The sequence below is a fragment of the Cellulomonas uda genome (genome assembly GCF_006538705.1).
Classification (GTDB): domain Bacteria; phylum Actinomycetota; class Actinomycetes; order Actinomycetales; family Cellulomonadaceae; genus Cellulomonas; species Cellulomonas uda.
In genome coordinates this window covers 30215-43834 of sequence record NZ_BJLP01000002.1, presented here as the reverse complement: position 1 = coordinate 43834, position 13620 = coordinate 30215, and the positions used below count along the sequence as shown (strand labels likewise).

14 protein-coding genes are annotated in these 13620 nt (G+C 73.8%); 10 read left to right on the top strand and 4 right to left on the bottom strand.

Annotated elements, in window-relative coordinates; all coding sequences use genetic code 11:
* Positions 1–56 precede the first annotated feature (56 nt).
* From CUD01_RS01005 to CUD01_RS00975, 7 genes are all read left to right on the top strand, one after another.
* Entirely contained in the window at positions 57–812 is a 756-nt protein-coding gene (locus tag CUD01_RS01005; RefSeq protein WP_094180468.1) for a lysophospholipid acyltransferase family protein, read from the top strand.
* Positions 809–1843: an NAD(P)H-dependent glycerol-3-phosphate dehydrogenase gene (locus CUD01_RS01000; protein ID WP_141317971.1), complete on the top strand. Its 1035-nt coding sequence runs from the start codon at positions 809–811 to the stop codon at positions 1841–1843. The genes CUD01_RS01005 and CUD01_RS01000 overlap by 4 nt, the downstream gene beginning before the upstream one ends.
* 139 nt (positions 1844–1982) lie before the next feature.
* Complete coding sequence (locus tag CUD01_RS00995) at positions 1983–2396, top strand: hypothetical protein (RefSeq protein ID WP_166771973.1); 414 nt, start codon at positions 1983–1985, stop codon at positions 2394–2396.
* A gap of 271 nt (positions 2397–2667) precedes the next feature.
* Complete coding sequence (locus CUD01_RS00990) at positions 2668–3375, top strand: hypothetical protein (RefSeq protein ID WP_141317967.1); 708 nt, start codon at positions 2668–2670, stop codon at positions 3373–3375.
* 47 nt (positions 3376–3422) lie between these two features.
* Entirely contained in the window at positions 3423–4091 is a 669-nt protein-coding gene (locus CUD01_RS00985) for an ABC transporter ATP-binding protein (protein WP_141317965.1), read from the top strand.
* Positions 4081–6363, top strand: a complete 2283-nt coding sequence (locus CUD01_RS00980) for an FtsX-like permease family protein (RefSeq protein ID WP_141317963.1) — start codon at positions 4081–4083, stop codon at positions 6361–6363. Before CUD01_RS00985 ends, CUD01_RS00980 begins: the two co-directional genes overlap by 11 nt.
* 47 nt (positions 6364–6410) lie before the next feature.
* Entirely contained in the window at positions 6411–6842 is a 432-nt protein-coding gene (locus tag CUD01_RS00975) for a hypothetical protein (RefSeq protein ID WP_141317961.1), read from the top strand.
* An 8-nt stretch (positions 6843–6850) separates the two neighbouring features.
* Here the strand turns inward: CUD01_RS00975 and CUD01_RS00970 are convergent, their stop codons facing one another.
* Positions 6851–8008, bottom strand: a complete 1158-nt coding sequence (locus CUD01_RS00970) for a trans-sulfuration enzyme family protein (RefSeq protein ID WP_141317959.1) — start codon at positions 8006–8008, stop codon at positions 6851–6853.
* A 57-nt stretch (positions 8009–8065) separates the two neighbouring features.
* Between CUD01_RS00970 and CUD01_RS00965 the strand changes: the two genes are divergently transcribed.
* On the top strand, positions 8066–9220 hold the full coding sequence (locus CUD01_RS00965) for a D-alanine--D-alanine ligase family protein (protein WP_141317957.1): 1155 nt from the start codon (positions 8066–8068) through the stop codon (positions 9218–9220).
* A gap of 33 nt (positions 9221–9253) precedes the next feature.
* On the opposite strand, the gene CUD01_RS00960 is transcribed toward CUD01_RS00965, so the two are convergent.
* Entirely contained in the window at positions 9254–9739 is a 486-nt protein-coding gene (locus tag CUD01_RS00960) for a DUF3515 family protein (RefSeq protein ID WP_141317955.1), read from the bottom strand.
* An 87-nt stretch (positions 9740–9826) separates the two neighbouring features.
* Here CUD01_RS00960 and CUD01_RS00955 point away from each other — a divergent pair, with 87 nt between their 5' ends.
* A complete protein-coding gene (locus CUD01_RS00955; protein WP_141317953.1) occupies positions 9827–10843 on the top strand; it encodes a thiamine-phosphate kinase in 1017 nt (338 codons plus the stop codon).
* Positions 10844–10855: 12 nt separating this feature from the next.
* On the opposite strand, the gene CUD01_RS00950 is transcribed toward CUD01_RS00955, so the two are convergent.
* Entirely contained in the window at positions 10856–11380 is a 525-nt protein-coding gene (locus tag CUD01_RS00950; RefSeq protein ID WP_094180462.1) for a GNAT family N-acetyltransferase, read from the bottom strand.
* 87 nt (positions 11381–11467) lie between these two features.
* Complete coding sequence (rpmB, locus tag CUD01_RS00945) at positions 11468–11659, bottom strand: 50S ribosomal protein L28 (protein ID WP_019136706.1); 192 nt, start codon at positions 11657–11659, stop codon at positions 11468–11470.
* A gap of 347 nt (positions 11660–12006) precedes the next feature.
* On the opposite strand from rpmB, the gene CUD01_RS00940 reads away from it, so the two are divergent.
* Positions 12007–13587: a DAK2 domain-containing protein gene (locus tag CUD01_RS00940; protein WP_166771974.1), complete on the top strand. Its 1581-nt coding sequence runs from the start codon at positions 12007–12009 to the stop codon at positions 13585–13587.
* Positions 13588–13620 lie beyond the last annotated feature (33 nt).

The following is a 13620-nucleotide window of genomic DNA, read 5'->3' as shown; positions in this document are numbered from 1 at the left end:
CGTCCCCTGGTGGCGCCTCAGGTCCCGTCCCGCCGCCAGAAGGTAGCCTGCTCGTCGTGCGTCCGCCTGCCCGTTCCAACCGCGCCTACCGCAACGTCGCGCGGATCGTCCGACCCTTGCTCAAGGCGATGACCAAGCCCGACTGGCACGGTGTCGAGCACCTCCCGACCGACCGCGGGTTCATCGTCGCGGCGAACCACATGACGAACGTCGACCCGCTGACGTTCGCGCACTTCCTGTGGGACAACGGCGTGGCGCCCAAGGTGCTCGCGAAGGACCCGCTGTTCAAGGTCCCGCTGGTGGGCCGCGTCCTGCGCGCGACCGGTCAGATCCCCGTCTACCGCAACACGAGCGCGGCGGGGGAGTCGCTCGGCGCGGCGGTCACGGCGCTCCAGCAGGGTGACGCCGTCGCGGTGTTCCCGGAGGGCACCCTGACGCGCGACCCGGACCTGTGGCCCATGGTCGGGAAGACGGGCGTCGCGCGGCTCGCGCTGACGACGCGCGTACCCGTGATCCCCGTCGCGCAGTGGGGCCCGCAGAACCTGCTGGGGCGCTACGCGAAGCTGCTCAGGCCGATCCCGCGCAAGACCGTCACGATCGTCGTCGGGCCGCCGGTGGTGCTCGACGACCTGTACGAGCGCCCGCAGGACGCCGCGACGCTGCGCGAGGCGACGGAGCGCGTCATGGACGCCATCACGCGGCTGCTCGAGGGCATCCGCGGCGAGCAGGCACCCGCCGTGCGGTACGACATGCGCAAGCCCGACGCGCAGCGGTCCGGCGGCGAGCGCGCGGCCCGGCCGGAGCAGCCGTGACGGCGTCCGACGAGAACGGCGAGACGCTGCGCACGGCCGTCCTCGGCACCGGCAGCTGGGGCACGACGTTCGCGGCGGTGCTCGCCGACGCGGGGTGCGACGTGACCGTGTGGGGCCGCTCGGCCGCCGTGGTGCGGCAGATCGCGGACCAGCACCGCAACGAGGCCTACCTGCCCGGCATCGACCTGCCCGCGTCCGTGACCGCGACGACCGACGCCCGCGCGGCCGTCGCGCACGCACGCATCGTCGCGGTCGCCGTGCCGTCGCAGGTCGCGCGCGACACCCTCGCGCCGCTGCGCGGTGCGCTGCGCGACGACGCGGTCGTCGTGTCCCTGATGAAGGGTGTCGAGCTCGGCACCGACAAGCGCATGAGCGAGGTCGTCGCCCAGACGCTGGATATCCCCGACGAGCGCGTGGCCGTCGTCTCCGGCCCGAACCTCGCACGCGAGATCGCGCGCCACCAGCCGACCGCCACGGTGGTCGCCTCGACGTCGCCCGAGACCGCCGCGCTCGTCGCGCGCGCCGTGGCCTCGTCGTACTTCCGCCCGTACACGAACCCGGACGTCGTGGGCGTCGAGCTGTGCGGTGCGGTGAAGAACGTCATCGCGCTCGCGGTCGGCATCTCGCAGGGCCGCGGCCTGGGCTACAACACGATGGCGACCGTCATCACGCGCGGTCTCGTCGAGATCACGCGGCTCGGCCTGGCGCTCGGTGCGACCCCGGAGACGTTCCCCGGGCTCGCGGGCATGGGCGACCTCATGGCGACGTGCGCGTCGCCGGACTCTCGCAACCACACCCTGGGTGGGCACATCGGCCGCGGCATGGGTCTCGACGAGGCGATCGCCGCCACGGGCGGGACGGCCGAGGCCGTCAAGACCTGCCGGCCCGTGCTCGAGCTCGCACGGCGCCTCGGCATCGAGATGCCCATCACCGAGGCGGTCGTGAAGGTCCTCTACGAGGGCCTGCCGGTCGACCAGCTCGCGCCCATGCTGCTGTCGCGCCCGCGCCGCGCGGAGGTCGTCGGCCGCTGATCACATTGCCCTCTTCTTTCGCCAGTCTCGCCGGACATTACCTGCTAACGTCAGGTCGTCCGCGTGGAGCGCGGGCGGCGCAGGGGGCTGTGTCTGGCTGTGCCTCCCTGTGTGCGTTTTTCGAGCCAGGGAGGATCACTTGCGCGTACTCTTCAGGCGTTCTGGAGCGGCAATCGCGGTGGCGATAGCCGCCGCTATTTCGATGCCCGCCCTAGCGCTCGCGGATTCGGGCGACGGAAAGACCGCATGCAACGTTGGCGAGATTTGCTTCGCTCGTGACGACGCGACGGTCAGGTACCAGAAGCACTTCTGGTATGGCGCGTCGCATGACAACTACTACTTCTGGGACACGGTCGAGAACGACCCGGACGGTTCCGAGCTGAAGAACAACGCAGATCAGGTCCGAAACCGCGATCGGACGTGTGACGTCAAGGTGATCGACGACCGGGGGCTCCTCCCGGACGATGTCCAGACGATCCCGAACAATGGTGTCTGGACCCCGCTCAAGGACAGCGTCGACAACGAGAATGACCGCCACGAGCGTGTTTGCTAGCAGGTCCGTCGCTGGGGGCCGCCCAAGCGGCCCCCAGCTCGCCGTCGTTCTGGTGATTGTACTGTCCCTCACCAGTTGCGTTGCATCTGCAGATGGGATGGCAGCAGCATCCGGACAGTCGTCGAACGCGAGCCAGTCGCGAAGCGAGGTCGAACCGCTGGGGAGCAGTTTCGCGGCGCTGCAAAGTGCAGTCTCCATCGTCGTAGATCGCCGTTCTGATGTCGTAGCAGCGTGCATGGACACGGCCGGTTGGCCTCAGTACCGGGATGCGATGGAAGACGTTTCGCCGAGTGCGGGAGACCAGAAGTACGACCCCCTGACCGTCCATCACCTCGAGATCGGGCCGTTGTCGGCCGACGAGGCTGAGCGATATGGCTTCGGGGGTCTCAGGTGGGCCTTTCAGAGCAGGCGTCACGGCGCGGTGCTCTCTGATAGTCCCGACTACGACCATGCGCTTTCGGCCTGTGGGGCATATATGGGCGCCGGGCCCGACCGCCTTACGGCGGCCTTCGACGCTCTCGTTGACTTGATGCGTGCTGAGCTCGCCGACCGGATCACGGCCGATCTCACGGCTCTCCTGGAAGATCAGCTTCTTTGCATCGAGGATCTGAACGGCCTCGTCGGAGATCTGCATGACTGGACGAGCGGGCGGGACGTGGGTGAGCTCCTGAAGGAGCGTGGCATAAGTACTGGGCGTCCAGTCGAACCGCCTGCCGACTCCGCGCCTCCTGGGCCTGGTGAGGTCCGTGTCGTGAGGGCTCCCGGCCCGGTGACGTACGAGCCTTCCGAAGGCGAGGTTGCTTTCGCACATGACTGGGTGGCGTGTGCCCTGTCGATCGACTTTTCAGCGCGCCTTGAGGCGCTTCAGGTCGGCCCACGGTCAGAAGTTGCGGCGGCGAACCAGCCAGAGATCGACCGTCTCGCCGAGCAAGCCACGGACGAGATTGCCCACCTCACGGATCTGTTGCCTGATAAGTGAAGGGGCGTGCCGGTACGGTTCTGGAGAATGGTCCAGAGGAGGAAGAATTGGCACCGACGGTGCTTGCCGCGCGGGGAGTGGGCGTGAGCTACGGCGCGCAGTGGGCGCTGCGAGATGCGTCGCTGGACGTGGCCGAGGGCGAGTTCGTGGCCGTCGTCGGGCAGAGCGGGTCCGGCAAGTCGACGTTCTTGCACGCGCTTGCCGGGCTGGTCGTGCCCGACAAGGGAAGCGTCACGCTCGGGGGCGTCGACGTCGTCGCCGCGTCCGACGCGGAGCGCACCCGGCTGCGGCGGGAGCGCCTGGGCTTCGTGATGCAGCACGGCCAGCTCGTCCCCGAGCTCACGCTCGGTCAGAACGCGGCGATGCCGCTACGCCTGCTCGGCGCCACGCGTCGCCAGGCGCTCGCGAACGTCATGCCGTTGCTCGAGTCGCTGGGGGTGGCCCACCTCGCGTCGCGGTTACCAGGCGAGGTATCGGGTGGGGAGCAGCAGCGCGTCGCGGTCGCACGCGCGCTGTGCGCACGTCCCGCCGTGGTATTTGCCGACGAGCCCACGGGTGCGCTCGACTCGGCGAACGGTGCTGTGGTCGCCGCCGCGCTGCGGAGCAGCGCACGGGAGGCCGGGGCGGCGGTCGTGCTCGTGACGCATGACTCGGGGCTCGCCGCGATGGCCGACCGCGTGGTGACGATGGCGGACGGGCGCACACGTGAGCCGTGACGGGACGCCACGGGCGTGGAGAGCACGAGCGGGTCTCCTTCTCGACATCGCCTGGACGGGACTGCGCCGGGCGCCGACGATCGCGCTCGTGCCGTTCCTCGCCGCGCTCGGCGGCACGCTCGTGGTGCTCGGTGCGGCCGCGACGATCGATGTCGCGCTCGACCGGGCCGAGGTGACCGCGGCCCGGATGCCGATCGTGGGGGATGAGGACGGCCTGAGGGTCCAGGTGTCCGAAGGTCGGTTCGCCGGCCGGTCCATACACGTCGTGGACGTCTGGGCGTCCGACCCGACGAGCCACGCGGCTCCAGGCGTCACCCGGATGCCACGTGCGGGTGAGCTCGTGGTGTCGCCGGCGTTCGGCGAGCTCAGGCGGCGTGAGGGGAGCACCCTGGCGAACAGGTACCCGGGCGACGTCGTCGCGACCGTGGGTCCGTCGGGCTTGCTCGGGCCGCACGAGCTCGTCGTCTGGGTCGGGCGCGACGACTCGGAGCTCTCACCTGACCTGCGGGTGTCGGGCTTCGGGACCGATGCGGCCGATGTCCTGCGCGTGCCGTCGGACCTGCGCGTGGCCGTCCCGGTGCTGGTCGTCGTCTTCCTGCTGCCCGTCGTGATCCTGTTCGCGACTGCCGCCGCGATCGGGGCCGAGCGGCGCGAGCGTCGGCTCGCGGCGTTGCGACTGCTCGGTCTGTCGAGGACGTCGGCCCGAGGAGTCGTCGTGCTGGAGTCGGTGATCCCGGTGCTGCCCGGCGTGCTGGCTGCCGCTCTGGTCCTGCGACCGGCGGCGCGATGGGCGGCCCCGTCGCTGCCGTTCGACGGTGGTGTGTGGCCCGGGATGGTCGACGTCTCGCTGCCCGCGCTGCTCGCTGCGACCGCGACCGTCCTCGGGGTTGCCACGGTCGTGGTGGTCGGCGCTCTCCGTCGGCTCGACGTCGGTCCTCTCGCCGTCCTGCGGCGAGCAAGCATGGCCGGGGTCTCGCGTGCGCGGGGGTGGCCGTTGGCGGTGGGCCTCGCACTGCTGGCGGGCTCGGTGGTTGCGATGGGGGCTCAGGACGACGTCGAGGTGGCCGCATGGCTCTTCATCGCCGCGCTCGCAGGAGTCCTTGTCGGTGTCCCGGTCGCGACGCCGCTCGTCGTCCGCTGGTGCGCGTCGGTCACGGGACGGCTCACGGGATCGTGGGTCGCGGAGCTCGCGTCGGCCAGGGTCGCTCAACGGCCCGAGCGGTACGCGCGCGTGGTCGCCGGCTCAGCCGTCGTCGTGCTGGTCAGCGGGCTGCTCCTGTCGCTCCTGCCGCTCCTCGCGGGGGCGGAGAGCGCCGACCTGCGGGCTGCTCGAGCGTCGACTGTCGACGACCTCGTCCTCGCCGACGTGCAGGACCGCGACGGCGAGGTCGACGGCCACGAGGTCGCCGCCGTCGTCCGGGTCGACGTCATCCAGGTGGCGGTGGGCCCGGACGTCCGGGCGGTCGCGGTGGTGGACTGCGCGGCGCTCGGCGAGCTGCTCGTCGTCGATCCGCCCTGCGTGCCCGGTGGCGCCGCGCTCGTCTGGGACGCAGCCCTGCCGCCCGGCTCGCAGGTCGTCCGCGAGCGGGTCGAGCCCGACGGCACGATCACGTACGACGAGCTCGGCGCGGTCGGGCGCCTGCCGGTCCAGCCGACGTCCGAGACCTTCGAGCAGATCCGCGAGCTGCTGCCGGCGAACGGTGGGGTGATCGACCGCTCGGCGCTCGACCCGATCACGGTGGCTGACGCCGCCGTGCACGCGACAGTCCTTGTCCTTCCCGGTGCGCACGGAACGGAGGCGGCACGGACCGCGGTCGCACCCGTTCGGCCCGACTCCGCGTTGACGCTCGAGGAGCGCATCCAGGACGCAGAGCGCACGAGCATCACCTACCGGCGGATCACGATCGCCGTCGTGGCCGCGGCGGGCGCCATGGCGGCCATGCTGCTGTGCGCGGCGCTGCTGGCGGAGATCGCCGCACAGCGTCGGGAGCGCGCGCTGCTCCGTGTCGTCGGCGTGCGCGAGGCCGAGCTCGCGAGGTCCACCGTGGCGCAGGCAGCGCTCGCGGCCGTGCCGGGCGTCGCGCTCTCGTGGCTGCTGGCGGTCGCGCTGTGTGCGGTCTTCCTCGCGCTCGACGGCAGCGGCCCCGCGCGGATCCCGTGGGGCGGCATGGGGGCGATCGCCGCGGGTGCGCTGCTGCTCCCGCTCGTCGCGTCGACGGCCGTGCTCCCGGCCATGCGCACCACGCACCACCGCGATCTTTCTCGCGACTGATGAAGCCACGCGCGGTCGATCGACCGCGACGACGAAGGGGGAACGACATGGGGATCCGCGCGGTGTGGTGCGCGACGGGCGTGCTCGCAGTGGTGCTGTGCGGGGGGTGTGCGGACGGTGAGCCGCTCGATCCTGGGCTCGAGCCCGGCGAGAAGGGGGCGCGCCTGACGGTCGAGGCGTTCTTGGGCGGCCTCGCCGGCGGTGAGCCGGAACGTGTCTGCTCCCTTCTGACGGTCGAGGCTCAACGCTCGCTCGAGGTCGCCACTGCGGCCTCGTCGTGCCTGACCGGCGTCGAACGGCTCGGCGAGCTCGACGAGGAGATCGAGGGCAGCGTCGGTGAGGTCGTGCTCGACGGCGATGCCGCTGCGGACGTCGCGACCGGACTTCGTGGCTCCGTCGCGGAGGCCTTCGGCGCTGTCGAGGGCACGCTCCATCTCACCCGGGCCGACGGCCGCTGGATGGTCACCACACCGAGCTGAGGCGCGGGTCAGGCCGTCCGGTCGAGGGCGTCCTCGAGGTCGCGCCACAGGTCCTCGACGTCCTCGATGCCCACGCTCAGGCGCAGGAGGTCCTCGGGCACGGTGACGGACTCGGTGGTGAACCGGCGGCGGCGCTCGAGCGTCGACTCGACCCCGCCGAGGCTCGTCGCGGGCACCCACAGCCGCAGCGCGTCGACGAGCGCGTCGGCCGCGTCGGGCCCGCCCACGGGGCGCATGCCGATGATCGAGCCGTAGCCGTCCATGAGCTTCGTCGCGCGCGCGTGGCCGGGGTCGTCGGGCAGGCCGGGGTGCCGCACGGCGAGCACGCGTGGGTGGGCCGCGAGCCGGCGCGCGAGCTCGAGCGCGTTGGCCTGGGCGCGTTCGACCCGCAGCGCGAGGGTGCGCAGGCCGCGCAGTGCGAGCCACACCTCGAACGGGCCGGCGATCGCACCGTGCACGGTGCGGTACTCGTGCAGGCGGGCGCGCACCGCCGGGTCGGCCGCGAGCACCGCGCCCAGGACGACGTCGCTGTGCCCCGCGAGGTACTTGGTGACGGAGTGCACGACGACGTCCGCGCCGTGCTCGAACGGCCGCTGCACGAGCGGCGTGGCGAACGTGTTGTCGACCGCGACGAGCGCGCCGGCCTCGTGCGCGCCGACGACGAGCGCGGGCAGGTCCGCGACCTCGAGCATCGGGTTGGTCGGGGACTCGACCCAGAGCAGGTCCGCGGGCCGGGTGCCGTCGCCGTCGCGGACCGCGGACAGCACCTCGTCGGTGTCCGCGACGTCCACGAGCTCGACCTGCACGCCGCTGCGCCGCGCGAGGTCGGCCGCGTAGCCGAGCGTGACCTGGTAGCTGTGCCGGGGGAGGACGAGCCGGCCGCCCGGGGGTACGAGGGAGAGCGCGGCCGCGATCGCGCCCATGCCCGAGCCGAGCACGAGCGCGGGCGACGGGCACGCCTCGAGCGCTGCGAGGGCACCCTCGAACGCGTGCCACGCGGGGGTGTCCGCGCGCCCGTACATCGGCTCGTCGCCCGGCACGCCCTGCGAGACGAAGGTCGAGGACAGCACCAGCGGCGGGTTGAGCGGCGCGCCCTGCCCGCGGTCGGGGCGTCCGGCGGTCACGACGAGCGTCGAAGGGGCCCGGTGCGCGTGCGGCGAGGTCACCGCGCCAGCGTACGCGCGCGGTCGGCACCCGGTCGGCGGCAGGTAGGGTCGTCCCCGATGAACGCCCAGCCGCAGCCCGCCGACACGGGCGCCCCCGCTTCCTCCGCCCGTCCCCGCGTCATGGTCCTGTTCGGCGGCCGCTCCGGGGAGCACGCGATCAGCTGCGCGACCGCCGGCGGCGTGCTGCGCGCGCTCGACCGTGACCGGTACGACGTCCTCGCGGTCGGGATCACGCCCGAGGGGCGCTGGGTGCTGGCGGACGACGACCCGGACCGCTGGGCGATCACCGAGGGGCGGCTGCCGCAGGTCGAGGACGCGCGTGCGCACGTGCAGCTGCCGCAGTCGTCGTCGGACCGTGAGGTGCACCTCGTCTCGAACGGTGACGCGCCGCTCCCGCTCGGTGAGGTCGACGTGGTGTTCCCGCTGCTGCACGGTCCGTTCGGCGAGGACGGCACGCTCCAGGGCATGCTCGAGCTCGCCGACGTGCGGTACGTCGGCGACGGTGTGCTCGCCTCGGCCGTCGGCATGGACAAGCACATGATGAAGCTCGTCTTCGCGGGCCAGGGGCTGCCCGTCGGGCCGTTCGTCGTGCTCCTGCCCGGCGCGTTCGACCGCGACCCGGAGGGCCAGACGGAGCGGGTCCGCGCGCTCGGGCTGCCGCTGTTCGTCAAGCCCGCGCGCGCCGGCTCGAGCCTCGGCATCACGCGCGTCGACGACCTCGCCGACCTGCCCGCGGCAGTCGCCGAGGCGCAGCGCCACGACCCGAAGGTCGTCGTCGAGGCCGCGATCGTGGGCCGCGAGATCGAGTGCGGCGTGCTCGGCGGGCACCACGGCGAGCGGGCGCGCGCGTCGCTGCCGGGCGAGATCGTCGTCGACGCGGGCAAGCACGCGTTCTACGACTTCGAGGCCAAGTATCTCGACGAGGCGGCCGTGCGGCTGGCGTGCCCCGCCGACCTGCCCGAGCACGTCACGGACCGCGTGCGCGAGGTCGCCGTGCAGGCGTTCGAGGCGCTCGGGTGCGAGGGCCTCGCGCGCGTGGACGTGTTCGTCACGCCCGACGACGAGGTGATCGTCAACGAGATCAACACCATGCCCGGGTTCACGCCGTTCTCGATGTACCCGCGCATGTGGGAGGCCACGGGCCTGACCTACCCCGAGCTGGTCGACGAGCTCGTGCGCCTCGCGCTCGAGCGGCCCACCGGTCTGCGCTGACGCGTCACGGCAGGCGCGTCGGCGTCGGGCGCGTCACAGGCAGCCGCGTTCGCGGGTGGTGTGCTGGACGGCGGGCCCGAGCGCGTCGAGGAACGACGTGGGGTGCGTGCGCGCGATCGCGGCCGGCACGAGCAGCTGGACCGCGGGGACGCGACCGTACGTGGTGAACGTCCAGTCGCTGCCCGCCTCGTCGTCCGGGTCGGACGCGACGACGACCCAGTCGACGGACGTGCCGTCGGGGGACTCCACGCTCTCGCAGCGGTCCGTGGTCGGCCCGAGCGGCTCGACGCCGCAGCGCAGCACGACCGCGCCCGAGCCGTCGCCCCACGCGGTCGTCGCCTGCGCGTCGGTGTCGCGCCGCTCCAGGTCGCTGAGCTCGTCGGGTGTCGCGAGGACCACCTGCGCGCACACCGGGTCGGTCGCGTACGGTCCCGCGGTGGTCGCCACGGCCGGCGCGCACCCGGCGAGGGCGGCCGGGACGAGGGCGAGGGCGAGGGCACGACGAGCAGCGCGGGGCACGTCACCACCGTAACGACTCGCGGGGCGTGCTCCGCACGAGCGCGTGCGCGGGCTGGCTCGCCGTCGCGCGGGCGCTAGCGTGGCCGGGTGCGAGTCGCGGACCTGACCGAGGAGCAGCTGCTGGCCCGGATCGTCCCGGAGCTGCCGGCGGGCGCGGCGACCCTCCTGGGCCCGGGCGACGACGCAGCGGTCGTCGCGGCAGCGGACGGGCGGTTTGTCGTCACGACGGACGTGCTGGTCGAGGACCGGCACTTCCGTCGCGCGTGGTCCTCGGGCGAGGACGTCGGGCGACGTGCGGCGGTGCAGAACCTGGCCGACGTCGCGGCGATGGGCGCGGTGCCTACGAGCCTGGTCGTGACGCTCGTCGTACCCGCGGAGCTGGACGTCGACTGGGTCGTCGGGCTCGCGCGCGGTCTCGCCGCCGAGTGCGGCCCGCTGGGTGCGGGCGTGGTCGGCGGGGACCTGTCGGGCGGGCCGCTCGTCGTCGTCGGCGTGGCCGCGCACGGCGACCTGCAGGGGCGTGCCCCCGTGCTGCGCTCCGGCGCGCGGACCGGTGACGTGGTCGCGCACGCGGGGGTCCTGGGGTGGTCGGCCGCGGGTCTGGCGTCGCTGTCCGCGCGCGCCGCGCACGTGCCCGCCCGGTTCGTCGAGGCCTATCTGCGGCCGCGCTCACCCCTCGCCGCGGGGCCGGACGCCGCGCGCGCGGGCGCGACCGCAATGATGGACGTGTCCGACGGGCTGCTCAAGGACGCGGGGCGGCTCGCGCGTGCGAGCGGGGTCCGCGTGGACCTGGACCGCGGTGCCCTCGCCCCGGCCGCGGACGCGCTCGCGGACGTGGCCCGCGGGCTCGACGCCGACCCGTGGGCATGGGTCCTCGGCGGAGGAGAGGACCACGGCCTGCTCGCGACGTTCCCCGCGGGGACCGAGCTCCCGGCACCGTTTCGCGTGATCGGCCGGGTGATCGGCCGGGTGGTCGACGGGGCGGTCGGTGGGGTGGTCGGCCGAGGGGAGCCGGCCGGGGACGACGAGCCCGCCGTCACCCTCGACGGGGAGGCTCCCGGTGTCGCGACGGGCTGGGACCACTTCGCCGGCCGGCCGGGCTGAGCGTCCTGGCGGTCAGCGGCGGCGGTAGCGGACCTCGAGCAGCTCCTCGCCGCCCACGTCCTCGAACCGCTCGACACCGTCGGGCTGGAAGCCGTGGCGCCGGTAGAAGTGGCGCGCGCGCTCGTTCGCCGCGAGCACCCACAGCGACAGCGGCGTGTGGTCGCCCGCCTCGGCGATGAGGGTGCGCATGAGCTCGCGCGCGACCCCGTGCCCCCACGTCCCGGGGTCGAGGTAGATCGAGTAGATCTCCAGGTCGCCGCGGCCGGCGTCCTCGTCGCGGCTCGGACCCATCGACGCGAAGCCCAAGGGCCGGCCGCCGTCCTGCGCGAGCCACGTCCGCACGCCGTCGTCCGGTCCGCGCTCGAGGTGGTGCCGCCACCGCTCGGCCGCCGACTGCGGGTCGAGCGAGTCGAGGTAGGTCGCGGAGACAATCCCGACGTACGCCTCCTGCCACGAGCGCACGTGCACGGACGCGATCGCGGCGGCGTCCGCCGGCCCTGCCGCGCGGATGGTCAGCTCCTCGATCTGCTCGGCCATGGGGTCACCATGCCACACGGGCGCGACGACGCAAGGCCCGCGAGGAGAATTCCTCGCGGGCCTTGCGGTCGATGCTGGAGGTGCGACTCAGACGGCGCGCTGGACCTTGCCGGCCTTGAGGCACGAGGTGCACACGTTGAGACGCTTGGGCGTCCCGGCGACGACCGCGCGGACGCGCTGGATGTTCGGGTTCCAGCGACGCTTCGTGCGGACGTGCGAGTGCGAGATGCTGTGCCCGAAGCTCGGGCCCTTGGCGCAGACGTCGCAGGTGGCGGCCACGGTCTTCTCCTGTTGCTCTGGTCGAACTTGAACAGCCGCGAGGTCCGCGGCGAAGTCGGTGTTTCCCGGTGGGCGGCGGTCGCGGACCGTCGGACGAGATCGTCGGACGAACCTGCCACCGCACCCGTCAGGGCGCGCCCGAACCCGTCGGGCAACCGGTCAAGACTAGCCCATGGCGTGCAGGGCCCCCAAATGTGGGTGCGGTGGTGCAGGGTGAGATGCGCCGCACCGACGTCCGCCGTGTCGGGCAGGCTGGTGCGCGGTCTCGTCGCCGACAGGACGGACGGCACGACGACCGGACCACCACGACCACCGGACCACGGCGGGACGACGAGAGGGGAGCGCGCGTGCTGCTCGGGACCGACCAGGCCCTCGCCTGGGTGTCCGCCGCACGCGCGGGCCTCGTGGGTGCGCGCGGCCGCATCGACGCCGTCAACGTGTTCCCCGTGGCCGACGCGGACACCGGCACGAACGCGTGGCTCACCGTCGAGGGCGGCGCCCGTGCGGTCGACGAGCTGCTCGCGTCCCCGGGTGGGCCGCCCGACGCCGAGGCGGCCCTCGCGGCGTTCGCGCGCGGCGCCATGCTCGCGGCGCGCGGCAACTCCGGGGTGATCCTCAGCCAGTGGCTCGCGGGCTTCGTGCGGCGCGCACGGCGCGACGACGACGGCCCGGCACGGGTCCTCGCGGACGCGCTGCGGGACGCGGCGCGCGCGGCGCGGCTCGCGCTCGCGGACCCGCAGGAGGGCACCGTGCTCACGCTGGCCGACGAGGTCGCGGAGGCGGCCGAGCTCGCCGCGGACGCCGGTGCGCCGACCGGGCAGGCCGTGGCCCATGCGGCCGCCGCGGGGCACCAGGCGCTCGCCCGGATCTCCGCCACGCACCCGGTGCTGCGCCGCGCGCACGTCCCGGATGCCGGGGCGTGCGCGCTCCTCGTCGTCGTGGACGCCTTGGTCGCGGCGGTGACGCGCGAGCCGGCACGCGACCCCGCGCTGTGGCTTCCGGAGCGCTCCGTGCCGCGGGCGCGGGACGCGGACGGCGACCTGCCGGACGCGGGGCACGGCGGCGGCGGGGCGTTCGAGGTCATGCTCGTCGTCCAGGCGCCGCGCGCGGACCTGGGCGACCATCTGCGCGAGGGGCTCGCGGCCGTCGGGGACTCGGTCGCCGTCGTGGGGGCCGACGGCTGGTGGCACGCGCACGTGCACACCGACGAGCCGGTCGCCGCGATCGACGCGTGCGCCGCGGGCGCGCGCGAGCAGGTGGTGGTGCGGCGGCTCGACGTGGTCGACGCCGCGGTCGGCCCGCGCCCGGACGGGTGGGGCCTGGTCGTCGTGACGGCGTCGCCGGGGCTCGCCGCCTGGTACGCGACCGCGGGGGCCGTCGTCGTCGTGCGCTGTCCTGAGCTGCCCGTCCGGGCCGAGCACGTGCGGCGTGCCGTGGAGGACGCACGCGACGAGTCCGGCCGGGCCGTGCTCGTCGTGCCCGGTGGTGCGGTCGCGGGGGACGAGCTGGACCTGCTGCTCGGGATCGACGGGGTCGAGGTGCTCGGCGCGGACGACGAGGCGCGCGCGGCGGTCGCCACGCTCGCGTTCGTGACCGCGGGGACCTCGGCAGCGGCCGCGGCGGCGCTCGCGACGGCCCGCGCGCGGGTGGCCGCGCTCGAGCCCGACGCGTCGGTCGCGGAGCTCGGCCGGACGGTCGACGGCCTCGTCCGCGCGGTGCCCGACCGCCTGGCAGACCTCCCCGACCGCCTGGCCGGCGCCCTGACGGACGGCGCCCTGCCGGTCCCGGAGAGCCTGACGGTCGTCGTGCCGGGGCCGCTGGACGAGCTGCTGGCCGCGCAGGTCGAGCGCGTCGCGGCGCAGCACGGGCTCGAGCCGACCGTGCTCGCGGACGCGAGCGCGACGCGCGTGCTCGTCGCGGTGGACTGACTCGGGGTGCGGGCGACGATGATGCGGACGACG

What these genes read in the sequence shown, in the direction of transcription:
- CUD01_RS00975 (WP_141317961.1), top strand. Translation starts at nt 6,411, where the DNA reads ATGGGGATCCGCGCGGTGTGGTGCGCGACGGGCGTGCTCGCAGTGGTG.
- CUD01_RS00965 (WP_141317957.1), top strand. Translation starts at nt 8,066, where the DNA reads ATGAACGCCCAGCCGCAGCCCGCCGACACGGGCGCCCCCGCTTCCTCC.
- CUD01_RS00950 (WP_094180462.1), bottom strand. Translation starts at nt 11,380, where the DNA reads ATGGCCGAGCAGATCGAGGAGCTGACCATCCGCGCGGCAGGGCCGGCG.
- CUD01_RS00990 (WP_141317967.1), top strand. Translation starts at nt 2,668, where the DNA reads ATGGAAGACGTTTCGCCGAGTGCGGGAGACCAGAAGTACGACCCCCTG.